The organism is Polynucleobacter sp. MWH-Spelu-300-X4, from assembly GCF_018687515.1.
Taxonomy (GTDB): Bacteria; Pseudomonadota; Gammaproteobacteria; order Burkholderiales; family Burkholderiaceae; genus Polynucleobacter.
This window is the reverse complement of record NZ_CP061294.1, coordinates 336662-360912: the sequence shown is the minus strand read 5'-3', so window position 1 is coordinate 360912 and position 24251 is coordinate 336662. Positions and strand designations below refer to the sequence as shown.

Genomic DNA, 24251 nt, shown 5'->3' with positions numbered 1-24251 from the left:
GTTGATAGCTAGATGAAACAAACTACTCATTATGCGAACGGCTACATATTAGTGAGCCTATTGGCTCTATTGTCATTAGTGGGTGCAATGAGTGCAGCAGCTCTCCACCGAGCTACTGCCGATGTGCAAATACTGCAAGGGCATAAGAATGTTACGGATGCTTTTCAGCGCGCTGAACAAAATCTAATCACGGCTGAAGAACAATTACTAGAGGGTGTTTTACGAACTGATTTAGTGGATATAGAAATCTTCCAAGCCAAAGGCTTCAGAAAACGCTCTGGCACAGAAACCACTCATTACAAATTAACTGCTAGCGAATCTCGTCATCAAACCTATATTGAACTTCAAACTATTGTGCGCATTCATGAAAAAACATCCTCATCATCTAAAAACCACCGCACTATCGAAAAAGTTTCTTGGCAAATCCTCTGAATACGGATTTTCTTTACTAGAAGTACTCATTTGCATTGCCTTATTAAGCATTATTGCTTTATTTGCCGCACAAGGTTTTCATCAACAGCTAGCCATTCATGAGTTAGATCACCTATCGCTTAGCTTCGTGCAGGATGCGCATTTAGCTAGACAAACCTCTCTCCAACTTGGCGATAAAGTTTCCATGCGTCCATTAGCTAGCCATGGGAAAAGATCGAACTGGTCAGAGGGATGGGAGATCAAAGTTGGGGAACAGTTGATTAAGTCTCACCCCAATACTTCTCGGGTAGAAGTTGCAGAATATTTATTAAAACCCACCCAACAATTTACCGATATGAGCACATCACTCAAGGATCGCCACATTAGCTTTATCAATGGGAACCCTGCTCTTTTGCATAATGGTGGTTTTGTTGCGAACCGTATCATTTGGCAACATTCTCGCTATCCTAAGCTGATTCGTCATATCATCTTAGGGCCTGGGGGTCGTTGGCGTATTTGCAACCCCCATGAAGATAGGCAAGAATGTCATTAGTTTTTAATTTATTTAAATGTATTTCTGATGTATAGCACCCAAGACCATACCTATATGAGCCTTGCCTTAGCGGAAGCTAAAAAGGCTCTTTTTATCAGCAACCCTAATCCAAGGGTGGGCTGTGTTTTGGTCAAAAATAATGAAGTGATTGGGCTAGGACATACTCAAGCGGTTGGCAGCCATCATGCAGAGATACAAGCACTAGAAGATGCTCGCAAAAAAGGTTTTGATATCGCAGGCGCAACAGCCTATGTCACCTTAGAGCCATGCTGTCATCATGGCAGAACACCACCCTGCACAGATAGCCTGATTAACGCAAAAATTGCAAAGGTAATTGCGGCAATGGAAGATCCCAACCCATTGGTTGCGGGTAAAGGTCTAGAGACATTACGCCAAGCAGGCATTGATGTGCGCTGCGGGTTACTAGAGAAAGAATCTACAGAATTAAATATTGGGTTTATTCATCGTATGCGCACTGGTATGCCATGGGTGCGCATGAAAATAGCCGCTAGCCTTGATGGCACAACTGCGCTGAACAATGGTGTCAGTCAATGGATTACTAGCGCCGATGCCAGACATGATGGTCACCATTGGCGCGCTAGAGCTTGCTGTGTTTTAACCGGCATTGGCACTGTTAAAGAAGATAACCCACAGATGAACGTGCGAGGCATAGACACACCACGCCAACCCATCAGAGTTCTAATTGATTCTTTTTTAGAAGTACCAGCGGACTCAAAAATACTTGATGAGTCTTTGGGTGGCCATACGATTATTTTCTGCGGAGCTGTCGAACCAGCTCATTTAAGCAAGATGGAAAAAACACTGAAGGCTAAAAATATTTCCGTTGTTCAATTACCTGATCTGTCAAATGACAAAGGTAAAGTTGACTTACAGGCTGTTTTAAAACATTTAGCCGAGAAACTGCATATCAACGAAGTACATGTTGAGGCTGGCTTTAAATTAAATGGCTCGTTACTGCGTGAAAATTGCGTGAATGAATTATTACTTTATATGGCCCCCACACTTCTTGGGCCTGGCGCTGGATTAGCCAATCTACCGGAATTAACTAATCTAGACCAAACAACCCGTTGGGAATTTGTCGATCAAACTTTGGTTGGCGATGATTTACGCTTGCGTTTATATTTATCCTCGCAAAAGAACCCTCAGAAAGTAGATTAAGCGATGTTCACAGGAATTATTCAGGCGGTTGGAAAAATTGAGAAGGTCACACCACTCGGTGATGGCTATCGTTTGACGATTAACGCTGGCGGATTAGATATGGGCGATGTGCAACTAGGCGATAGCATAGCCCTGCAAGGTGCCTGTATGACTGTTGTGGAAATGAATGCCACGCATTTCTCAATCGATATCTCTGCTGAATCTATTAATAAAACTACAGGGCTTAATGCACCGGGTTTTGTGAATTTAGAAAAAGCTTTGCGCGTGAATGATCGTTTAGGCGGACACTTAGTGAGCGGCCATGTTGATGGCATTGGCGCTGTTGTGACATTTGATCAAGTTAAAGATGCCGAAGGATCTTGGCATCTAGTGATTAAAGCCCCGATATCTTTAGCTAAATATCTAGCTTATAAGGGCTCTATTGTGGTGAATGGCACCTCTTTAACGGTCAATCAAATAGAAGATGTCACTGATGGTTGCTTAATGCACATTAATCTCATACCCCATACCCTTGAAAACACAACCCTACAGTACCTCAAAGCTGGCTCCCCAGTTAATTTAGAGGTTGATCTGATTGCTCGGTATGTGGAACGGATGTTGAGCACCAAATAAGCGCTAAAAACGAGGTTTACTCCCTAAAAACCCTTCTATTTCTCCATTTATAGGGGAAAACTAGATATGAAGGCCATAAAGCCTTAAAATCACGGCTCTATGTCAAGTACAGCCTACTCCCTAGCCAGTGTTGAAGAAATCATCGCCGAAATGCGCGCAGGCCGCATGGTTATTTTGGTCGATGAAGAAGATCGTGAGAATGAAGGCGATCTCGTTTTAGCAGCTGATCATGTCACACCAGAAGCCATCAACTTTATGGCCAAGCATGGTCGCGGCCTAATTTGTTTAACACTCACGCGCGAGCGTTGCGAGCAATTAAATCTTCCTTTAATGGTTAGAGACAATACCGCAGCCTTAGGTACAAATTTCACGGTATCCATTGAAGCCGCAGAAGGTGTTACTACTGGCATCTCTGCCGCTGACCGCTCTCACACAGTGAAAGTCGCGGTAGCCCCCAACGCCAAACCGCGCGATATCGTGATGCCCGGTCATATCTTCCCGTTAATGGCTCAACCAGGCGGCGTACTTGTGCGCTCAGGTCATACAGAAGCAGGTTGCGATTTAGCTGAATTAGCGGGCTGCAGCCCTACTTCCGTGATTTGCGAAATCATGAAAGATGATGGTGAGATGGCTCGCTTACCTGACCTCATCGAATTTGCAAAAGAGCACCAATTAAAAATCGGCACGATTGTGGACTTAATCCACTATCGCAGTCGTAATGAAAGCATCATCAGCCGTCAAGCTAGCCGCACTTTCAATACGCCTTGGGGTCCTCTTGAGGGTGTTGCCTACAAAGATAGTCCAACGGGTTGCGCGCATCTTGCCTTGGTTAAAGGTAAACCTACTGCCAATAAAGAAACCTTGGTACGTGTTCATGAACCAGCGACCATCCTAGATGTTTTAGAAACAACTTCTTCCAGCCATTCTTGGCCAGTAACAGAAGCGATTAAAACAATTGCGGAAAGCGATGCAGGGGTTGTGGTGCTCTTGAATTGCGCAGGCAGTGCAGCTGTGAATACAGATGCCTGGTTCAATCAATTAGGAAAGCTAGACGGTTTAGCACCAGTGAACCCTCAAAGAAAGACTGATTTCCGTACCTACGGTATCGGTGCGCAAATTTTGAAAGATTTAGGCATTCGTCAAATGAAACTATTAGCGAACCCAAGTCGATTACCCACCATGTCTGGTTACGATTTAGAAGTAACTGGTCACATGCCTTATCAAGCCAAATAATTTATTTAAAAAGGTCTATATGCCACTGTCTCAAATTGATCGAATCGAAGCTGACTTAAACGGTCAAGACCTATGCATTGGCATTGTTCAAGCACGCTTTAATCAACCCATCTGCCAAGCTTTAACAGAGTCTTGCGTTAAAGAATTATTAGAGCTAGGTGTTGCGGCTGAAGATATCGTTATTACAACGGTTCCTGGCGCGTTGGAAATTCCTTTGACATTACAAAAGCTCACTGAGTCTGGTGAATTTGACGCATTAATCGCTTTAGGTGCTGTGATTCGTGGTGAAACCTATCACTTCGAATTAGTTTCTAATGAATCAGGTGCAGGCATCACACGTGTTGGTCTTGACTATGGCATTCCAATCGCTAATGGTGTATTAACTTGCGAGACAGATGCTCAAGCAGAAGCACGTGTCGTTGAAAAAGGTCGCGATTGCGCAAGAACCGCTGTTGAAATGGCGAATCTATCGATTGGTTTAACGCCAGACGATGAAGTAGAAGAAGATTAATCAAGTTTATGAATTTCGATACACAACAACTGAATAAGCCTATCTCATCGGTAACGGTCAAGCGTTCACTAACACCACGTCGTCGCGCTCGTGAATACGCCTTACAAGGCGTTTATCAATGGTTGGTAGTTAAAGCGGCCGGTGGCTTTGCTGATTACGCCACAATCGCCAAGCAATTGGGTGAAGATCCTGGTTTTAAAAAATGCCAAAAGGATTTGTTTGATCATTTGTTCTCTGGCGTCGTCAATCATTTTGATACTTTAGAAAGCCATATCAAGGCTCATCTAGACCGCCCGATTGAAGAACTATCACCAGTTGAATTTGGCGCCTTACTTATCGCCTGCTTTGAATTGGCACAAGATATCAGCGTGCCATTTAAGGTTGCGATTAATGAGGCTGTAGAGCTTGCCAAGGTATTTGGTGGTACAGATGGCCATAAGTACGTTAATGGCGTCCTAGACAAGCTAGCGCAGCAGCTTAGACCTCATGAGATGTAAATAATGATCCATCAGATTTAGTGGCGGTTAAGTAAACTTCTAAATCCAAAAATTGGGGGCATGCAAGACATGCCCTTTTTCTTTATTGTTACAACCTTTTTGCCGCAATCCTATAAATCTCATTTCGATTTCTCTTACCGATAGCGACAACTACCACAACAATTTCTTTATCAAGAACTTCATAGACTAACCGATACCCAACACTTTTAAGTTTAATTTTGTATCGATTGGGGGCATCTCTCAATTTGGCAGCAGGAACCCTTGGATTTTCCAAACGGTCCTTTAATTTAATCCTGAATTGCTCTCTTACTGTGCCATCTAACTTTCGCCACTCTTTTAAAGCATCTTCATAAAAATCAAGCTTATAGGTCATCTAAAGTAACCCGAATACGTTTTTGCCCCTTACGAGCATTCGCTAAAGCATTTAACTCTAAATCCTCTAAGCGATCTAAAAGATCTTCATAAGCTTTAGTTGGAATACAGTAAAAAACGGGCTCATTGCGATTAAGAATTGCAACAGGAAAGCCTTCTCCAGCCGCTACTGTATTCATAGGATCTTTTTTAAGCTCTGTTACGCTAGCGGTAGTACCACTTAATATTGCATGTGCCATGATAGTTTAATGGTGCCTTCAAATAATTTTTAATAGTGTTAATAATAGCACCATTAAAAGTATGGCGTAATGTTTTTAAGTCTCAGTTAACACACATGAGATAAAAATACCTCTTATAAAGATCCAAATTTAATTAAGTTTCGAACGACGGATTTGGATTAATGAGGCCGACTGCCGACCACACGCATCAGGTGAAAGATTAACGTAATCAATAACCCACCAAAGAAAATGGGTAAGTTAGTTAGGCCAAATAAAGCCTGCAGCCCAAAGGCAACTGGCGAAACAACCTAAGAAAAAAGGAGGGAGTTAAATAACTTTAATTTTCTTCAACTGGGCAAACTTGTACCCAGCCGCTTCACGTAAACGTTGGCGTTCGGCCAATACCTTTTCGCCATAACCACCATCATTGATGATGACAGATGATGCGCCGACATAAAGGCGTAAACCTGCTTGTAATGAGCCGCCCTTAGCGATGTACTCACGAAGAATCAATGAACCAACGCGCATATTGGCATTTGGATCTAAGGCAGCCTCATGACCACCAAACAACTGGAATTTTTCAGCATGAACACGAGTCATCACTTGCATCAAGCCTTGAGCCCCCTTCTTGCTCTCAGCAAGCGGGTTAAAACCTGATTCAACTGCAGTTACCGCCAAAATGAGGGTTGGGTCTAAGCCAACCTCACGGCCGACAACCATGGCCTTTTCAACAAAGTCATAGCTAGCGGATGAATCCATCTTGTATTTATCCGCTAAATATCTAGCAACCGCCTGTTTTTCAGCATAGGTTCTTAAAACTGTATGGTCAACAGCATCACCATCAACTAGCTTAGTTGGGATCTTGGCTGCTTCATCAGCAATAGAAGGTACCGCCTTGGTATTTTGAAGTACCTCATAGACTTCCCCTGGAATCATCCAAGAAGCCTGATCAATAGTTAGAGGCTGTCCAATAGATAGGGTGGCTAATACAAAAGCACCCACTACAGCGATTGGACCAACAAAATTGGCGCAACGCACTTTAACCATAGAAATGAATGAAGCCGCAGAGCTAAATCTGCTTTCGATCACTTCAGTTATGTTCAAAGTTTGTGTATTTATATTCATCTATTTAAAAATGTCTTGGCTTACCGTTTCAAATAAAGCTTAAAAATGGTGCACCGCAACATCTAGTTGAGATGACGAATATTAGGAAGACTTATATACCCTGTCAAGAATATAGAAGTTAACAATCATTCTATTTAGTTATCAAAAGACTGTATATAGCATCATAGGCCCTGTGGATAATTGGGGTGAGTCCTTGACCCATAAGGATAAATTTAAGTTAGTAGGCACTAATTTCGAATCATGAAAAAACTACATTTAGTGGATTTTTTTAATAAAAAAACGACTGATAGATTGAGTAACTTATAAATATTAGGGTCAATACTTATACATAGATAGATGGGGGAAACCAATCTTAGCCGCCCATGCTAATCTTCTACTTATGACAAATCTAAGAGACAACCCACACCTAACAAGCTTCCCTGTTCACAACCCAGCAACAGGCGAGTTACTTGAATCTATAGCCAACATGGGGGCCGCGGAAGCAGAAGCTGCTATCCAAAGGGCGAATGAGGCTCTACCAGCCTGGAGATCCAAAACAGCTAAAGAGCGCGCTGCGATTATGCGTCGCTGGTTTGAGCTCATGAACGAGAACTCAGACTATTTAGCTGAGCTAATGACCAAGGAGCAAGGTAAACCATTGGCGGAAGCTAAAGGCGAAGTTAGCTACGCATCCTCTTTTATTGAATGGTTTGGAGAGGAAGCCAAGCGAGTCATGGGCGCGATTCCGTCTAGCACTTGGTCTGATAAGCGCATGATGGTGTTTAAACAACCCATCGGCGTGTGCGCATCCATTACCCCATGGAACTTCCCGCTAGCCATGATTACTCGCAAAGTAGCACCTGCCATTGCGGCAGGGTGCACGATTGTGATTAAACCTGCTGAACAAACCCCCCTTTCAGCTTTAGCCCTTGCCAAATTAGCCAAGGAAGCCGGCATTCCAGAAGGCGTTATTAATATCGTGACGGCTGATGCTGATAACTCCATCATCGTCGGTAAAGTTCTTTGCAGCTCGCCAGTTGTGAGACATTTGTCATTTACTGGATCGACCCCCGTGGGTCGTATCCTCATGGAGCAAAGCGCGCCCACTGTTAAAAAGATCGCCCTTGAATTAGGTGGCCATGCGCCATTTATTGTTTTTGAAGATGCTGACTTGGATGCAGCCGTGCAAGGTGCCATTCTTTCTAAATACAGAAATGCTGGCCAAACCTGCGTTTGCTCCAATCGTTTTTATGTTCACGAGAGCCTTCATGACGCCTTCGTTGAAAAACTAGCGGCAGCCACCAATAAGATTAAAGTCGGTAATGGTCTTGAGTCAGGTATTCAGCAGGGGCCGATGATTGATATGCAGGCCATTGAAAAAGTAGAGTCTCATGTGGCTGATGCCGTAAAACAGGGTGCAAAAATTGTTTCTGGCGGTAAACGTCATTCATTAGGCGGCACTTTCTATGAGCCAACAGTATTGTCTGGCGTTAAACAAGGCATGCTTATTACCAAAGAAGAGACTTTTGGCCCTGTAGCAGCGGTGATTCCATTTAAAACAGAAGCAGAAGTTATCGCGGCAGCCAATGACAGCGAGTTTGGTCTAGCGTCTTATTTCTATAGCAGAGATATTGGACGTATTTGGCGAGTCGCCGAAGCCCTAGAGTTTGGTATGGTTGGAGTCAACACAGGCATCATCTCTAACGAAGTTGGGCCTTTTGGTGGCGTCAAACAATCAGGTCTAGGCCGTGAAGGCAGTGTTTGGGGGATCGAAGAGTACCTTGAGATGAAATATATCTGCTTGGGACTTTAAAACACCAGAGCTACAAACCATAGGCCAAAAATAAACGTTCTTTAATATGATTAATATCTGAAGCATCTTTCGAACTCGCCTTTTCTATGAACCGCCTTAAATCTTGAGAAATTCTGGGAGGGGTATCAATACGGGTATCTTGGCTGAGCAATCCGGATAACACCACAATATCTTTGCGATGTTTCTCAATTTTTTTCGAATCAATTAGCTCACCAGAGTTCTTGCGATCCATCATATCCAACCATGCCAAGGCCTTAAGGGGAATCAAACGATCTTCTGCAACCCAAGAAGCAAAGCCACTCTTAGTCTTTCTACCAGAAATAACAAATTGATAATAATCATCATCCAACAAAATAGCGGACAAGCTGGATACTTCGTCATCAATCGGAATCGGAGTTAAATGATTATATTCAGAGACATCAATTCCATCAGGCACTCGAGAAAACAACTCAACCATAAAAGGAAACTCCTCTTCTTGAGGCTCTTTGAACCTATATAGCTTAGGCGACCCTTGGTTACTTTGTTGAATTTGATATCTTCCTGCCTCAATAAACTTCCAAAATACCTTGCCAAATTCAGGCGTTAATGCCTCAACATGTAAAACTACATCTAAATCTCGAGTGCCCCGAAAACTAAGCCCTAGCTCTCCCATTGAAATGGATGCAGCAGTTCCCCCAATCAATACATATTGATCAACATATAATTCGAACCACCTTGTGAAAATGTCTAAACCTTTTACCATTTAAAGCTTTTTTCTAACTCTTTAAGTGCAATTTGTACTCTGTCATCAGGGTCATCTTTGAAACTTAGCCATAAAGAAAATTGATCAACCAAATCATATTTATTTTTATTGCCAGATGATTCAATTTTTATAGCTGGTTCATAAGACCAAATTTGCCAATGGCTAGCCCCCGGCTCTCTCTCAACTAACTCCCTAACGCCATACCTTAATAACTCTCTCCATTTAGAAGATGAGATTGCATAACAAGATTCCTTGTCATCATTAATCATAGTCAACTTTGATAATGCGGAAAAACCTGCAAAACGAGTTTCTGATGGGTGTACCTTAATTTCATCACTCCAGACTTCACGCTTTACTGGACTTTTTAAATAAGGCTTAATTTTTTGCCAAATTTCCTCTCGAGCATATTTCAAGCGCAAATATTTATTGCGCCCAACTTGTTGTTCATCAAAAAGATCTAATTCCACTAATTCAGTAGCCGCTCTTGAAGCTGACATACTTGTATATTGCAAAGCTAGGGCAGCCTCACTTAGATGCCACTCATCTTGTGCTGGTTTATTTAATAAAAACCACAAGAACATCGCTTGCGTAGCAGGATTTACTGTCTGTAGGAGATTTTTATTACGATGGCGGAAATACTCTCTTAAATCTATCCCTAATTCTGGGAGATATAACTGATTACCCGGAACTAAAAATGGGATTTTTTGTTCCATCAGATATCGACGCTCATAAGAGGCTAATACATCAAAACACAAAATTACTGGCACATCAAATTTAAGCTTTCCAAGCAAAGCGCGTAGCTCTCGCAAAGATTTTTTTTGATCTATGGTGATAGCAAGGACGACCGTATGCCCTGCAAGCTCCATTTCTAGAAATTGGAAATAGTCTTGGGCTAGATAAGGCAATGTGTTAATTGCCTGGTAAGGCCGCAAAGCAACCCCTTTGATACCAATCGTATCCTCTAGGTACTGCTGTATAACTATTTTACGTTGATTTATTAACATAACAAATGCACTATAACATAGTAATTGTTATGGTGCAAATTTATTGTTAAATTACTGAAAGATCTACTTTTTCCTAAACACCAAATCCCAAACACCGTGACCTAAACGCAGGCCTCGGTTTTCAAACTTAGTAACCGGTCTATAACCAGGTCTCTCAGCATAGCCACCTGCTAGAGTGCCTGTGTTTTCTAAAGTCGACTCAGCACTTAAGACTTCCATCATTTGCTCGGCATACTCTTGCCAATCAGTTGCCAAGTGCCAGTAGCCACCTGATTTGATACGACTACTTAATAACTCAACAAATTTAGGTTGAATGAGACGACGTTTGTTATGGCGCTTTTTATGCCAAGGGTCTGGGAAGTAAACATGCACACCATCTAAGAACCCCTCAGGAATCATGTTCTCAACTACTTCAACAGCATCATGGCGCATCAAACGTAAATTGGTTTGCCCTTGTTCACCAATCAGTTTTAATAGAGCACCCACCCCAGGCTCATGCACCTCAATGGCCAGAAAATCATCTTCAGGTCTAGCTAGCGCAATTTTGGCGGTGGTCTCCCCCATACCAAAACCAATCTCCAAGATCTTTGGTCTTGCTGTCGGTGTTGTCTGATTAAAAGATTGATTCCAATTAATCGCTTGACCTGTGTAGGGTAGTAAATATGCTGGCCCTAGAGTTTCAATAGCTTTTTCTTGACCCGGCGTTAATCGACCAGTTCTAAGAACAAACGATTTAATACGATGTAAATATTGGGCAGATGTAACACGCTCATGTTTTGCATCATCTTGTGGCAATGAATCAACCAGCTCGGTGTTTTTATTTTCAGACATAGTTAGAGTTTAATTAAGCGTCCATTAATTGCAATTAATTGGACCACTGAACTATGCCCGTCCAAGCCGTCACCAAAACGACTACACCAAACACAATGCGGTACCAAGCAAAGGCTTTGAAGTCATGTGAAGCAACATAGCGTATCAACCAACGAATACAAGCAAATGCTGAAATAAAAGAAACAACAAAACCAACAGCCAATACAGGACCAAAGGTGGCCCACGATGTTTCACCTAAAACATGGCGTAACTTAATCAACTCATAAAGAGTCGCTCCAGCAATCACCGGAATCGCCAAGAAGAAAGAGAACTCGGTGGCGACTTTACGAGGCAAGCCAAATAACATGCCACCAATAATCGTGGCGCCTGAACGTGATGTTCCTGGAATTAAAGCCGCACACTGCGCTAAACCAATTTTTAAGGCATCTTGCCAACGTAGATCATCAATTGTCTGAATACGATTATTAGATATCGATGATTTGTTCTTCTGAATAGATTCCGCCCAGAAAATAATGAGGGCACCAACAATGAAAGCCATTGCCACAGGAATCGGCGAGAACAAAACACTCTTAATAAATTTACCAAACAAGAGCGCCAAGGTAATAGCTGGGATCGTAGCGATGATGACATTGATGGCAAAACGTTGCGCCAAAGGTTTAGAAGCTAACCCAGCCACCACAGTGATTAATTTCTGACGATATTCCCAACAAACCGCCAAGATTGCGCCAAACTGAATAATGACCTCAAAGGCTTTGCCCTTTTCGTCATTAAAATTAAGTAAGTCACCAACTAGAATGAGATGACCCGTACTTGAAATAGGAAGGAATTCGGTTAAACCTTCTACCAAACCCAAAATAATTGTTTGAATTAATAAATTGATATCCATGGGCTAAATGATAAAGCTTATAGACATCAATGCATCAAACTATCCAGAAGAAATCCTATGATTTATTCGTATCTCAATGCTTGTATTGGCTGCATAGCCGCTGCTTTACGTGCAGGGTAGTAACCAAAGAAGATACCAATCATGGCGGAGAAGCCAACTGCCAACATAATCGACAAAATAGAAAGTTCTACTCGCCATTCAGCTAACACAGCTACTAACCAAGTTCCTAAACCACCCAAAAGAATGCCCAATACACCACCAATCGTGGATAAGGTAATTGCTTCAACTAAGAACTGCGACAAGATATCTTGACCTCTAGCACCTACTGCTAAACGTAAACCAATCTCCCTCGTTCGTTCTGTCACAGAAACTAACATGATGTTCATGATGCCAATACCACCCACCAATAAACTCACAGAAGCAACTGCTGCTAAGAGAATGGACATCACTTTGCTAGAAGCTTCTTGAGCTTGCAATATTTCTGTCAGATTACGCAAAGTAAAATCATCAGGAGTATTAACCCCTAAGCGATGTCGTTGACGTAATAAGTCTTGTATCTTCTCTTCCGCGGCTTTCATATCTGCGCCATCACGAGCCTTAATAAAGATGGTGCTGACTCGACCAATACGTCCCGGTAAAGCCCCAAATATTTTGTTACGTGCTGTTGATAGAGGCAAAACCACCAGATCATCCTGATCTTGCCCCATCATGTTTTGGCCTTTTTTATCTAAAAGACCAATCACCGTAAAAGGCACTCCACGCACACGGATAACTTGATCAATGGGATCTTCCTCACCAAATAATTCATTAGCAACCGTTTGGCCAATAATGGCTACCTTACCCGCACTAGATAACTCACCTGGCTCAAACATGCGTCCAGAAACCAGCACCCAATCACGCGTCTCAAAATATTCTGGGGTTGCCCCAACAATCGCGGCTAACCAGTTGGTGTTGTTCCAAACAATTTGACCACTACCTCGTTGCGTAGGAGCTGCGACTTGCACTTCAGATATCTCACGCATGACAGCCCATGCATCATCCTCCACGAGAGTTTGAGCTGTTCCTGTGCCACCCCTCACCCCTGCTGTGGTCACTGAGCCCGGCCACAAAATCATTAAATTAGATCCAAGGCCAGCAATCTGTTCTTTGACGCGCGCTTGCGCACCACTACCAACCGCAATCATGACAATCACAGCAGCCACACCAATGATGATGCCCAACATCGTCAAAGCTGAACGTAACTTATTAACTTTAAGGGCTTGAAGAGCTATGGGGAGGTTCATAAAAAGTCTCCCTTTGTTGCTGATGTTTGTTTGATTATTGTTGCTGTTGTTGCCATTTTTTCTTTAGCCACATCAGAAATAACTTTGCCATCTTTAAAAGTAATGGTGCGATTGGCATAAGCAGCCACATCTGGTTCGTGAGTCACCACCACCACGGTCATACCTTGATGATTGAGCTCTGTTAGTAGAGCCATTACTTCAGCACTCGTTTTAGAGTCTAAAGCTCCCGTGGGCTCATCTGCCAAAATGAGATTGGGGTCATTAACCAAAGCTCTCGCGATTGCTACACGCTGCTGTTGCCCACCTGAGAGTTGTGCCGGCGTGTTAAATAAACGTTCACCTAAACCCACTTGCTCTAAACGAACCTTCGCATGCTCATAACGCTGCTCTTTAGTCAGACCTGCCAAATTACCTTCCCTAGCGTAAAGCAAGGGTAATGAAACATTTTCAATAGCTGATGTTCTTGGTAATAAATTGAATTGTTGAAAAACAAAACCAATACGTCGATTACGCAAATCAGCTAAAGCATCATCATCCATCGCTTCAACATCTTCACCGGCCAAATGGTAAGTACCACTCGTTGGCTTATCTAAACAACCAATCATGTTCATGAACGTGGATTTACCAGAACCTGAAGCACCCACAATCGCCACAAACTCGCCTTCATTGATATCAATCGATACCCCATCAAGTGCGTGAACAATCTGCTCACCCACTCCATAGGTTTTAACTAAGTCGCGTGTTTGTATGAGAACCATAAAAATAACAATTAGAACAATCTAGGCCCAGGGGGTGGTTTCATAGAATTAGATCCTGGAGCACCAGCACCACCTTGCACGCCAATAATGACTAAATCTCCAGCCTTTAAAGATTGCTCTGAATCAGACCCTTCTTTAACAGGTAATAGTTCCGTAGCACTACCGTCACTTAAACCCACGCGTACTGTTTTCTGCATAGGCTTCTTGGCTAAACCTTGCCCATCCATCACCCATACTTTGCGCAACCTGCCAGAAGCCGCAGCGCCAGCACTGTAGGGTTTGCCGCCAGACCCATCCGCCGCATTAGAACCTGGAGCTCCTGATGTACTAGATGTAGCTGGACGAGCAGATTTTCCATCGGCATTTTTAGCGCCTTCAGCCATTGGCATACGGAAGCGCAAAGCGGCATTCGGAAGACGTAATACAGACTCTTTTTGCTCCGTCACAATGGTGGCATTCGCGGTCATACCTGGCAATAGTTTTAAGTCAGGGTTTTGTGCCGTTAATAGAACGGTGTATGTCACCACATTCTGAACATTGATTGGTGATTTACGAATTTGCTTCACTTGGCTTTTAAATACTTTTCCAGGGAAGGCATCTACCGTGAATGTTGCTGACATACCTTCGGTAATACGCCCCACATCTGATTCATCAATCGATGTTTCGACTTGCATATCTGCCAAATCCTGAGCAATGATGAATAACTCAGGCGCTTGCAAACTAGCTGCCACTGTTTGTCCAGGCTCAACGCTACGCTTAACTACCACGCCATCTACTGGGGCTTTAATAACGGTGTCATCTAAAGCTTTCTTAGCCATCGTTAAAGCAGCTTTAGCACTTTTATAAGCACTAAGGGTTTGATCAAAAGCTGCTGGTGAAACAAAGTTTTTCTCAATCAAACGCTGGTTGTTGTCGTGATTGCGTTTAGCCAAGATGTAATTAGCATCCGCTTGATCAAAACGAGCCTGCCATTCACGTGGGTCAATACGAGCAATCACCTGACCTTTCTTAACTTTGGCATTAAAGTCGACATAGATTTCTTGAATCATGCCCGAAACTTGGGTACCTACCTGCACCGACTTCACTGGATTTAAAGTGCCGCTTGCGCTAATACTCACGACCAAAGGACCTTCTTCAATAGCTACTGTTTTATAACTAGGTTGGTTCCACCCCAAGAGGCTAGCAGCCATCTTCCATAAAAAATACACCATCATGAGCGATAGCAAACTCCATAAGGTGCGACGCAACCATACGTGAGCATGAAGCTGACTTTTTACCCAAATTACATACTTACCCATTTTTTGAACCATGCTTTCATCTCATGCCTACAGCAATTATTTAAGGGGTTATTAACCAAGGCTTCTATTGTGATACAAAAAAATGATTCTGTTCAAACCACTGAAAGTAAAATAACTATCTAAATTATTAGCAATACATCCCATACTAGAAATAGCCACATGGGATTCAACAAGGAATACAGATGAGCCACGATTTTGAAGCCCTTCGTTATAAATTAATTGAACAACAAATCCGCCCTTGGAATGTGTCCAATTTAGAGGTTTTAGAAGCCTTGCGCCAAATTCCTCGCGAGACCTTTGTGCAGGAGAATCAAGCTGTTTTGGCCTTTGCCGATACCAAATTACCGCTTCCACAAGCCAAAACCCCTAGCCAAACGATGCTAGAACCGAAAATGGAGGCCCGTCTACTTCAAGCTTTAGCAATTAAGCGCACAGATAAAGTGCTAGAGGTGGGTGCGGGCTCAGGTTATATGGCAGCACTTTTAGCTAATTTTGCTAAATCTGTAACCTCGGTTGATATTGATCCTGAGATGGTGACTCTTGCTAAATCCAATTTAGCAAGAGCTTATATTTCCAATGTTCAAGTGGAGGTGGGTGATGCCTATACCGGCTGGGGCGATCAAAGTTACGACGTCATCTGTGTTTCTGGTGGCATGCCCAGCCTATATGAGGGTCTTAAACAGCAATTAGCCATCGGCGGTCGCCTAGTAGCATTTATTGGGGAGGCTCCTGTGATGAATGCTGTTTTAGTGACACGTCATGATGCGACTCGCTTTAGCGAAGAAGTGCTATTTGAGACGATGATTGCTCACATTCAGTCACCCAAAGTCAAGCACACCAGCTTCGATTTTTAAATATATTCTTAAGGGCCTGCAAAGGCCCTTCGTTTGGTGCAAAATGTCCCTATGAAAGCAAATATTTTGAGACAAAAGAAGATTGTTTTAGCCATGGCCCTTGCATTGGGCACACAAGGTTTTAGCGCAGCAGCTTGGGCACAAGATAAAGCTAATGGATCTAGCACTCCTAGCGCAGTTAGCGCTAAAGAAGTTGCCCCCACTCCTGCATTAGCTAACAATGATTTGTTATCACTCTATCGTGAAGCAGCGCTAAATGATCCTGTTTTTAATGCTGCCAAATATGGTTACTTAGCCGGCAAAGAAAAACTTTGGCAAGGGCTTTCTGTTTTATTACCCCAAGTTTCTGCTGTAGGTAGTGAAACTAAAAATAATGTGGTTAATAAAGCTACCTATGCTGAAAGCAGATACCTCAGCCGCGGATGGACCGTTAAATTAACTCAACCATTATTTAACTGGGATAAATGGGAGCAATTTAGACAGGGTGACATGGCCTCAGCAATTGCTGAAGCGCAATATGCTGCGGCAGAACAAGATTTAGTATTACGCGTGACAGAGGCTTATTTCAATGTGCTAAATGCACAAGATACTTTGAATCTAGCGCGCAATAAAAAAGTACTCATCAATGAACAATTAGAACAAGCTAAACGTAACTTTGAAGTAGGTACCGCTACGATTACTGATACGCACGAAGCTCAATCTCGTTACGATTTAGTGATTGCCCAAGAATTAGCCGCTGAAGCAGATGTGTTAATTAAGCGCAGCGCCTTAGAGCAATTAACCGGCAAACCCATTGGCAATATTAAAACCTTGAGTACACAAGCCAAGATCGAAGTGGTTGCTAAAGAGAGAAAGATTAAGCTCAAAAACAACACAAAACCTACCAAGGTGAATATTGAGAATGCTGTTGCTGTACAACCAGACCAAACGATTCAGGATTGGGTAAAACAAGCTGAAGAAGTGAGCTACAGCATCATCGCTAGCAAGTTAGCTTATGAAGTAGCTAATAAGGATACAAATCGTGCGATTGCAGGTCATGCACCTTCTGTTGATTTAATTGCGCAACGTGGCTACAACGACGCAGAAGCAGTCACTGGTCAATTAAGAACCTATAACAATCAAGCCATGATTCAAGTAACGGTGCCCTTATTTGCTGGTGGTTATACACAATCATTGGTACGTGAAAAGTCAGCGTTAGCGAGCAAGGCTTTAGCTGATTATGAAAATACTCGTCGCAGCATCGCTCAAGCAACACGTCAAGCTTACCTAGGCTTTAATAACGGTTTAGCACAAGTAAAAGCTTATGAAGCAGCTGAGATCTCAGCATTAAGCGCTCTCGAATCTAATAAACTAGGTTACGAAGTGGGTGTGCGCATCAATATTGACGTGTTAAATGCGCAAGATACTTTATTTACTACACGTCGCGACTTAGCCAAAGCTCGATATGACACCATTCTGAATGGGTTAAGACTTAAAGCTCAAGCTGCTGTTCTAAGCGATGAAGATTTGCAGTCTGTGAATGCACTCTTGAAGTAATAATCATTTAATTAGCGTGGAATGAAAGAACCACACTTAAGCAAAGACCGACTTGAATAAAGGATAGTCCCACCATCCATTTAATCAAGTCGTTTTTCATGGTGCTCTGCGAATTAAGCAACTTCGCTTCCAAAATATACAGATCTGTTTTGGTTGCAAGATTTTGAAAAGAATCCCTAACTGCCTCCGTTACTCCCTCTGCTTGATTCTGAGGCATCCCTACAGCGGTTAATTGTTTTTTAAATTTCAATGTATCAAATTGCGCGGTCATTGTGAGTCTCTTTTATATTTTTTAGAGACTCATTCTAAAACAAGCAAATAATCTTCTTATAAAAATTAGTATTAATTTTTCGCCTTCAACTTAGCAAAGGCTTCCGCAAAAGCCGTATTCCCTTGTGGCGCCGATGATCGATACGATCCCTGTCTATCTGACCCACTGGTATGAGGTCTTTGACGAGATGCATCTGCCCGAGAATCACCTCCTGATGCCTTACTAGAAGCGGCACTTAGTATAGAGTCATTTAACTTCATCGTTAAACCAATACGGCGACGCTTGGCATCTACCTCAAGTACTTTCACTTTCACAACCTGACCAGCCTTCACAACCTCATGAGGATCTTTCACAAACTTATCCGCTAAAGCTGATACGTGCACTAAACCATCTTGATGAACGCCAATATCAATAAAAGCACCAAAAGCGGCCACATTAGTCACCACCCCTTCTAAGACCATACCAGGTACTAGTTGTTGAATGTCTTCAACGCCCTCTTCAAAGGTCGCAGTTTTAAATTCTGGACGAGGATCACGCCCTGGCTTTTCCAACTCTTGTAAAACGTCTTGAATGGTTACTAGACCAAATTGGTCATCAATGAGTTCTGTTGGAGCCACTTTTTTAATGAGCTCTTTATTACCAATGACTTCCAAAACAGGCTTACCAATTTTTGCAAGAATTTTCTCGACCAATGGATAAGATTCTGGATGAACCGATGATTGATCAAGCGGGTTATCTCCGCCACTGATGCGCAAGAATCCCGCTGCCTGCTCAAAAGCTTTATCACCTAATCGAGGCACTTCTTTTAATGCCGCGCGATTATTAAATCGGCCTTTACTATCTCTAAAGCTGACGATGTTTCTAGCTAATCCAGCATTCAAACCCGATACCTTTGATAGTAATGGCACAGATGCTGTATTTAGATCAACACCTACAGCATTCACACAATCTTCCACAACGGCGTCTAAGGTTCTAGATAACTGGAACTGATTAACATCATGTTGATATTGACCAACCCCAATCGCTTTAGGCTCAATCTTCACTAACTCTGCTAATGGATCTTGCAAACGACGCGCAATCGACACCGCACCACGCAGCGACACATCCAAGTCTGGGAATTCTTGAGCAGCTAGCTCCGATGCAGAATACACAGAAGCACCTGCTTCTGAAACTACAATTTTTTGTAGAGCTAAGTTTGTTTTACCTGCAACTAACTTCATTAAATCTTTTACTAAGCGATCGGTTTCTCGACTCGCCGTGCCATTACCAATCGCAATTAAAGAAACTTGATGTTTAACGCATAGAGCTCCTAAAACAGCCAATGAACCATCCCAATCTTTGCGAGGTTCATGAGGGTAAATTGTCGTGGTTTCTAGCAACTTACCGGTTGCATCTACTACAGCAACCTTACAACCCGTCCGAATACCTGGATCAACACCCATTACGACACGAGGACCCGCTGGAGCTGCCAATAAAAGTTCATGCAGATTGCGTGCAAATACTTTAATCGCTTCTGTTTCAGCAGCTTCACGCAATTGCGTAAACAAAGCCATTTCTAATGAGAGTGCTGTTTTAACGCGCCAGGTCCAACGACATACTTCTGCCAACCATTTATCTGCAGGTCGACCCAAGGACTCAATGCCCATGTGCTTGGCAATCATGGTCTCACAGGGGTGTGGCACCAAAGCCTCTTGAGATTCTTCTAAGGAAAGTCTTAATTGCAAAACACCTAATTGACGGCCTCTAAATAAAGCTAAAGCACGGTGTGATGGCACTAAACGAATAGGCTCTGAATACGTGTAGTAGTCACGGAACTTTTCTTCCTCAGCCATTTCTTGACCATCAACCACTTTGGAGTTCAGGATACCTTGACTCCAAAGATGGTTTCGCAACTTGGCTAATAAATCTGCTGTTTCTGAGAATTCTTCAGCCAAAATGTCTCTTGCACCATCAAGCGCTGTTTTTACATCGGGCACTAAGGGTTGGGTTCCTTCATCGCCTGACTGAGATTTTTTAATTTGCTCTGGCGTTAAAGCTACATAAGCAGCTGCATCAATATTGATATATTTGACAGCTTCCTCTTGAGGGTCTAACTTGGGATTAGCCATCAAATCTCTTGCTAAAGGCTCTAATCCTGCTTCATGAGCAATCATGGCTTTGGTACGACGACGCGGCTTATAAGGCAAATATAAATCTTCTAAAGCCTGCTTAGTTTCAGCTGCAGTAATAGCTTTAACCAAAATGTCTGTGAGCTTACCTTGATCATGAATAGACTTCAGAATGGCGATACGACGATCTTCTAACTCTCTTAAGTAAATAAGGCGCTCTTCAATGGCACGCAATTGTGTGTCATCCAAACTACCCGTCACCTCTTTACGATAACGTGCAATAAAAGGAATGGTAGCCCCTTCATCCATCAGCGCAACCGTCACAGCAATCTGCTGTGGTCGCACATTCATTTCTTTAGCGATTTGGTTATTGATACGAAGAGCGATTTGCTCAGGCGTATCAAGATGTAATGCAGTTGTTTCAGTTGTGTTAGTTATGGCAGATGAAGTCATAAATTAATAAGCGGTAAAAAAATAATACAAAAAAATTATTCGATAAGAGATGAGTAATATGGGTCAACCCAATATCACTCAATAGAACATGAAAGCAATGAGTCTATTGCAGCCAATACCTCTTTGACATCAGGCGCCTGCCCTTTATCGCCCAGATTATGAATAGAGGATGACCAATAGCCCTCGGTTTTCCAACGAGGTGAATCACAATAGAGTTCAATAGTTGGTCTATTAAGGATAGCTGATAAATGAGTAAGTCCAGTATCCACACCAATGGTTAACTTAGCACCAGCCACTAGACCAAAGGCATCTGCAATCGAGAAAGCATTTGGCACAATGGCTTTAGCGCTTGCATCCTCATTATCAGAGTTTCTAGTAACTGCCTTATTTATTTGTTCCATTAAGGACTGACTCGCTTCTTTTTCTTTGTCATTACCCCAAGGGAGTATCACCTGAATACCCTTAGCAATTAAGGCTTGACCAACTTCTATCCAATAGTCATTTGCCCAACGCTTTGATGCACCAGCTGTCGCATGAAAGCACATGGCATAAGCTTGGGTGACATCAAAACCCAAATCAATACGCGTTGATGCGAAACCTAAATGAGCAGCCTCTAATAAGGATTGCACATAAGTGTCTGGGTAAAACTTGGGGGGCACCACTGCTTGATCCGGCACAGGGATATCCATGGCGGCTGCAGCCACCCAACGAGAGCGATCAACGGCATGACAATGAAACGGCACTTGTACGGAATCGGTATAAAACTTTCTAGCCCATGGCTCATATCCAGAAAACTCTGTTTGATTGGCTAAACCAAATATCTGAGCTGTCTTTTGCGAATTTGCTAATCGAGCAACCCAAGCAGACTTTAATAAGCCTTGGGTTTCGATAATGAGATCATAGGCAGTGGTTTGCAAATCAGCTGTAAACGCGATGTATTCCTGAATGCTTTTGATGAATTCACCACGTTTAAGCGCTTTTCTCCAGCGACGAAACGCCAAAGGAATAATACGGTCAATTCCTTTAAATTCAGCAGTTGTTTTTAGCGGCTCCAAAAGCCCCACATAAGCTTCTTCTACTACCCAATCAATTTGGGCGCTCGGATACTGAGCTCTTAGATCCCAAACAATGGGTAAATTATGTAAAACATCCCCTAATGAGGACAATTTAACGATCAAAATCTTCATAGAGCCTATTTTCGCCTAAACCAGGAACTAAGAGGTAGTTTTTACGTTTTGCCGGCCTGAAAAGATTAAAATCACGACATGACTACACAAACGATTCCAGCATGCCCAGTTTGTGGCATGGAAAACACCTACCCTGATGGCGACAATTTCATTTGCCCTGATTGCTCACACGAATGGTCAGCAGTTGCAATTCAGGAAGAAACTGAAGAAAAGCGCACTTACAAAGATGCGCACGGCAATATCCTGAATGATGGCGATACCGTGACACTGATTAAAGATCTCAAGGTCAAAGGATCTTCTTTGGTCATTAAAGGTGGTACCAAGATTAAGAACATTCGTCTAGTAGACGGTGGCCATGACATTGACTGCAAAGTAGATGGTCAAAGCATGTTGCTGAAATCTGAGTTTATGAAGAAGGCTTAATGAATTTAATCTATGAATCCATTAGGGTTCATAGATTGCCATCGCCAACTATCTTCACACATACGATTGAGATCGTATTCAACTGCCCAATCTAGTTTTTCTTTAGCTAAAGAAGCATCTGCGTAAAACGCAGCGATATCACCAGGTCTTCGATCAACAATTTGATAAGGTATGGTTTTATTTGATGCTTGCTCAAAGGATTTAACTAAATCAAGAACACTATATCCTTTGCCTGCTCCTAGATTAACTGTCAAAGATCCTTTGCCAGCAAGCAAATAGTTGACGGCCTTAACGTGACCACGAGCTAAATCAACCACATGAATATAATCACGAACCCCTGTGCCATCATGCGTTGGCCAATCCCCACCATAGACCGATAAAACCTCCCTCTTGCCAACAGCAACCTGCGTGACATAAGGCATCAAATTATTTGGAACACCTCTAGGATCTTCACCAATCAGACCGCTTACATGAGCACCCACTGGATTAAAGTAGCGTAAATAAGCCACTTTCCATTGAGGGCAAGCTACTTCCACATCACGCAACATTTGCTCACTCATATATTTTGTCCAACCGTAAGGACTCGTTGAGCCTAAAGGCATCCCCTCTTGATAGGGAATAGGATTGTCAGGGTGATAAACCGTAGCGGATGAGCTGAAAACAAAATTTGAACAAGCCTTATCACGCATAACTTGAGTCAATGTTAACAACCCACCTAAGTTATTTTGATAATACTCAATTGGCTTCTGGACAGATTCACCAACCGCCTTTAAGGCGGCAAAGTGAATAACAGCATCAATAGAATATCTTTCAAAAATTTGATTTAATAACTCGGTATTTCTGACATCACCCTCAAAAAGTAAAGGCTCTTGATTGGTAATCTCACGAATACGCGCAAGTACTTTGGGGTTGGAATTTGAGAAATTATCAACTCCTACAACTTGATGGCTGGCATTAATCAACTCAACCCATGTATGAGAACCAATGTAGCCGGTCGCACCAGTCAAAAGAATCATTAAATTAGCTTCTCCACCAAAGATAAGGCTGATGCAACTACCTGATCCATATTGTAGTAACGATATTGCGCTAATCGACCGACAAAATAGACGCCAGATTCAGAATCAGCTTTTTCTTGGTATTTCTTATACAAAGCTTCATTATTAGGATTAGGCACTGGATAGTATGGATCACCCTCTGCTTTTGAGTACTCTCGAACAATCGATGTTCCAGAAACATTTTGCCCCGTTAAATGTTTAAACTCAGTAATTCTCGTAAACTTTTCTTCATTAGGGTAGTTCACTGTCCCAACAGTTTGCGTAGACTCAACACTTGCGAGATGTTGATGCTCAAAACTCAAACTTCTGTATGGTAAACGGCCATAACAATAATCATAAAAGGCATCCACAGGTCCTGTGTAGATAAGTTTTTCATAACTCCATTGATCTCTATCAGCCAAAAAATCAACATTCAAATTAACATCTATATTGGCAGAGTCCAATATCTTTTCAAACATAACCGTATAGCCTTCTGCCGGCATAAATTGATAGGTATCCGTAAAATAACGATCATCATCATTAGTTCTTGTTGGAATACGCGCAGCAACTCCGGCAGACAATTCAGATAAATCAAGATTCCATTGCTTCTTTGTGTAACCTCTAAAAAACATTTCGCACAATTCTGGACCAACACTATTTAGAACAACATCTTCACTAGTTTTTACTGAATCTTTAGGGATGCGTTTAGCATCAAGAAATGCTTCAACATCTTCTTCTTTTAAATTCAAACCAAAAACTTTATTAATGGTTAACCTATTAATTGGAATAGGGTAATACTGTCCATTAACCCTTGCTAAAACCCTATGCTCATAAAAACGCCAATCAGTAAAATGAGAAAGGTACTCAAAAACTTTCTTACTATTAGTATGAAAAATGTGGGGGCCATAAGGATGAATTAAGACGCCATTCTCATCCTTTTCATCATAGGCGTTTCCACCAATATGTTGACGCTTATCAAGCACCAATACTTTTTTACCTGCGTCGGCCAACTGCCGAGCACACACAGCACCAGCATAACCAGCACCCACAATTAAAAAATCGTATTTTTTAGTCATAAAC

Annotated in this window: 26 protein-coding genes; 11 read left to right on the top strand and 15 right to left on the bottom strand. The window is 42.4% G+C overall.

The genetic code is table 11. The features are described 5' to 3' along the window. The first annotated feature begins 12 nt into the window (after nt 1-12). The 7 genes from ICV01_RS01870 (at nt 13) to nusB (ending at nt 4996) form a co-directional block, all read left to right on the top strand. Nucleotides 13-432: a hypothetical protein gene (locus tag ICV01_RS01870; protein ID WP_215288059.1), complete on the top strand. Its 420-nt coding sequence runs from the start codon at nt 13-15 to the stop codon at nt 430-432. After that, nucleotides 365-964, top strand: a complete 600-nt coding sequence (locus tag ICV01_RS01865) for a Tfp pilus assembly protein FimT/FimU (RefSeq protein WP_215288057.1) — start codon at nt 365-367, stop codon at nt 962-964. Before ICV01_RS01870 ends, ICV01_RS01865 begins: the two co-directional genes overlap by 68 nt. A gap of 27 nt (nt 965-991) precedes the next feature. Beyond that, complete coding sequence (ribD, locus tag ICV01_RS01860) at nt 992-2143, top strand: bifunctional diaminohydroxyphosphoribosylaminopyrimidine deaminase/5-amino-6-(5-phosphoribosylamino)uracil reductase RibD (protein ID WP_215288055.1); 1152 nt, start codon at nt 992-994, stop codon at nt 2141-2143. Nucleotides 2144-2146: 3 nt separating this feature from the next. After that, the gene (locus ICV01_RS01855; protein ID WP_215288054.1) at nt 2147-2755 is read left to right on the top strand and encodes a riboflavin synthase; all 609 of its coding nucleotides are present in this window, start codon (nt 2147-2149) and stop codon (nt 2753-2755) included. A gap of 99 nt (nt 2756-2854) precedes the next feature. Further along, the gene (ribBA, locus tag ICV01_RS01850) at nt 2855-3988 is read left to right on the top strand and encodes a bifunctional 3,4-dihydroxy-2-butanone-4-phosphate synthase/GTP cyclohydrolase II (RefSeq protein ID WP_215288052.1); all 1134 of its coding nucleotides are present in this window, start codon (nt 2855-2857) and stop codon (nt 3986-3988) included. A 19-nt stretch (nt 3989-4007) separates the two neighbouring features. Then, a complete protein-coding gene (ribH, locus tag ICV01_RS01845) occupies nt 4008-4499 on the top strand; it encodes a 6,7-dimethyl-8-ribityllumazine synthase (protein ID WP_215288050.1) in 492 nt (163 codons plus the stop codon). 8 nt (nt 4500-4507) lie between these two features. Continuing rightward, complete coding sequence (gene nusB, locus ICV01_RS01840) at nt 4508-4996, top strand: transcription antitermination factor NusB (RefSeq protein WP_215288048.1); 489 nt, start codon at nt 4508-4510, stop codon at nt 4994-4996. A gap of 88 nt (nt 4997-5084) precedes the next feature. Here the strand turns inward: nusB and ICV01_RS01835 are convergent, their stop codons facing one another. The 3 genes from ICV01_RS01835 to ICV01_RS01825 form a co-directional block, all read right to left on the bottom strand. After that, nucleotides 5085-5369 carry a type II toxin-antitoxin system RelE/ParE family toxin gene (locus ICV01_RS01835; RefSeq protein WP_215288045.1) on the bottom strand — a complete coding sequence of 95 codons (285 nt, stop codon included), beginning with the start codon at nt 5367-5369 and terminating at the stop codon, nt 5085-5087. Beyond that, nucleotides 5359-5607, bottom strand: a complete 249-nt coding sequence (locus ICV01_RS01830; RefSeq protein ID WP_215288044.1) for a type II toxin-antitoxin system Phd/YefM family antitoxin — start codon at nt 5605-5607, stop codon at nt 5359-5361. The genes ICV01_RS01835 and ICV01_RS01830 overlap by 11 nt, the downstream gene beginning before the upstream one ends. Nucleotides 5608-5913: 306 nt before the next feature. Next, nucleotides 5914-6711, bottom strand: coding sequence for a transglycosylase SLT domain-containing protein (locus tag ICV01_RS01825; protein ID WP_215288042.1), 798 nt, complete (start codon nt 6709-6711; stop codon nt 5914-5916). Nucleotides 6712-7090: 379 nt separating this feature from the next. On the opposite strand from ICV01_RS01825, the gene ICV01_RS01820 reads away from it, so the two are divergent. Next, nucleotides 7091-8503, top strand: a complete 1413-nt coding sequence (locus ICV01_RS01820) for an NAD-dependent succinate-semialdehyde dehydrogenase (protein ID WP_215288040.1) — start codon at nt 7091-7093, stop codon at nt 8501-8503. Nucleotides 8504-8513: 10 nt separating this feature from the next. Here ICV01_RS01820 and ICV01_RS01815 read toward each other — a convergent pair whose 3' ends face one another. From ICV01_RS01815 to ICV01_RS01785, 7 genes are all read right to left on the bottom strand, one after another. Further along, complete coding sequence (locus ICV01_RS01815; protein WP_215288038.1) at nt 8514-9245, bottom strand: hypothetical protein; 732 nt, start codon at nt 9243-9245, stop codon at nt 8514-8516. Next, nucleotides 9239-10249: a hypothetical protein gene (locus ICV01_RS01810; RefSeq protein WP_215288036.1), complete on the bottom strand. Its 1011-nt coding sequence runs from the start codon at nt 10247-10249 to the stop codon at nt 9239-9241. The genes ICV01_RS01815 and ICV01_RS01810 overlap by 7 nt, the downstream gene beginning before the upstream one ends. A gap of 63 nt (nt 10250-10312) precedes the next feature. Then, nucleotides 10313-11080: a tRNA (guanosine(46)-N7)-methyltransferase TrmB gene (gene trmB / locus ICV01_RS01805; RefSeq protein WP_215288034.1), complete on the bottom strand. Its 768-nt coding sequence runs from the start codon at nt 11078-11080 to the stop codon at nt 10313-10315. Between the two features lie 34 nt (nt 11081-11114). Continuing rightward, nucleotides 11115-11966, bottom strand: a complete 852-nt coding sequence (locus tag ICV01_RS01800) for an undecaprenyl-diphosphate phosphatase (RefSeq protein ID WP_215288032.1) — start codon at nt 11964-11966, stop codon at nt 11115-11117. Nucleotides 11967-12028: 62 nt separating this feature from the next. Beyond that, nucleotides 12029-13249, bottom strand: a complete 1221-nt coding sequence (locus ICV01_RS01795) for an ABC transporter permease (RefSeq protein ID WP_215288030.1) — start codon at nt 13247-13249, stop codon at nt 12029-12031. Beyond that, nucleotides 13246-14007, bottom strand: a complete 762-nt coding sequence (locus tag ICV01_RS01790; protein ID WP_215288028.1) for an ABC transporter ATP-binding protein — start codon at nt 14005-14007, stop codon at nt 13246-13248. Before ICV01_RS01790 ends, ICV01_RS01795 begins: the two co-directional genes overlap by 4 nt. Before the next feature lie 11 nt (nt 14008-14018). Next, a complete protein-coding gene (locus tag ICV01_RS01785) occupies nt 14019-15317 on the bottom strand; it encodes an efflux RND transporter periplasmic adaptor subunit (RefSeq protein ID WP_215288026.1) in 1299 nt (432 codons plus the stop codon). A gap of 170 nt (nt 15318-15487) precedes the next feature. On the opposite strand from ICV01_RS01785, the gene ICV01_RS01780 reads away from it, so the two are divergent. Continuing rightward, nucleotides 15488-16159 carry a protein-L-isoaspartate O-methyltransferase gene (locus ICV01_RS01780; RefSeq protein ID WP_215288024.1) on the top strand — a complete coding sequence of 224 codons (672 nt, stop codon included), beginning with the start codon at nt 15488-15490 and terminating at the stop codon, nt 16157-16159. 51 nt (nt 16160-16210) lie between these two features. Further along, on the top strand, nt 16211-17695 hold the full coding sequence (locus ICV01_RS01775; protein ID WP_215288022.1) for a TolC family protein: 1485 nt from the start codon (nt 16211-16213) through the stop codon (nt 17693-17695). A 7-nt stretch (nt 17696-17702) separates the two neighbouring features. Here the strand turns inward: ICV01_RS01775 and ICV01_RS01770 are convergent, their stop codons facing one another. The 3 genes from ICV01_RS01770 to waaC all read right to left on the bottom strand — a co-directional run bounded on the left by ICV01_RS01770 (nt 17703) and on the right by waaC (nt 21714). Further along, nucleotides 17703-17966: a CCDC90 family protein gene (locus ICV01_RS01770; protein WP_215288020.1), complete on the bottom strand. Its 264-nt coding sequence runs from the start codon at nt 17964-17966 to the stop codon at nt 17703-17705. 71 nt (nt 17967-18037) lie between these two features. Next, nucleotides 18038-20527 carry a Tex family protein gene (locus ICV01_RS01765; RefSeq protein ID WP_215288018.1) on the bottom strand — a complete coding sequence of 830 codons (2490 nt, stop codon included), beginning with the start codon at nt 20525-20527 and terminating at the stop codon, nt 18038-18040. A 74-nt stretch (nt 20528-20601) separates the two neighbouring features. Next, a complete protein-coding gene (waaC, locus tag ICV01_RS01760) occupies nt 20602-21714 on the bottom strand; it encodes a lipopolysaccharide heptosyltransferase I (protein ID WP_215288016.1) in 1113 nt (370 codons plus the stop codon). A 78-nt stretch (nt 21715-21792) separates the two neighbouring features. Here waaC and ICV01_RS01755 point away from each other — a divergent pair, with 78 nt between their 5' ends. Then, the gene (locus ICV01_RS01755) at nt 21793-22137 is read left to right on the top strand and encodes a zinc ribbon domain-containing protein YjdM (protein ID WP_215288014.1); all 345 of its coding nucleotides are present in this window, start codon (nt 21793-21795) and stop codon (nt 22135-22137) included. A 5-nt stretch (nt 22138-22142) separates the two neighbouring features. On the opposite strand, the gene galE is transcribed toward ICV01_RS01755, so the two are convergent. After that, nucleotides 22143-23153: a UDP-glucose 4-epimerase GalE gene (galE, locus tag ICV01_RS01750; protein ID WP_215288012.1), complete on the bottom strand. Its 1011-nt coding sequence runs from the start codon at nt 23151-23153 to the stop codon at nt 22143-22145. Further along, nucleotides 23153-24247 (bottom strand): UDP-galactopyranose mutase, encoded by a 1095-nt coding sequence (gene glf / locus ICV01_RS01745; protein WP_215288005.1) that lies wholly within the window; start codon nt 24245-24247, stop codon nt 23153-23155. The genes galE and glf overlap by 1 nt, the downstream gene beginning before the upstream one ends. Nucleotides 24248-24251 lie beyond the last annotated feature (4 nt).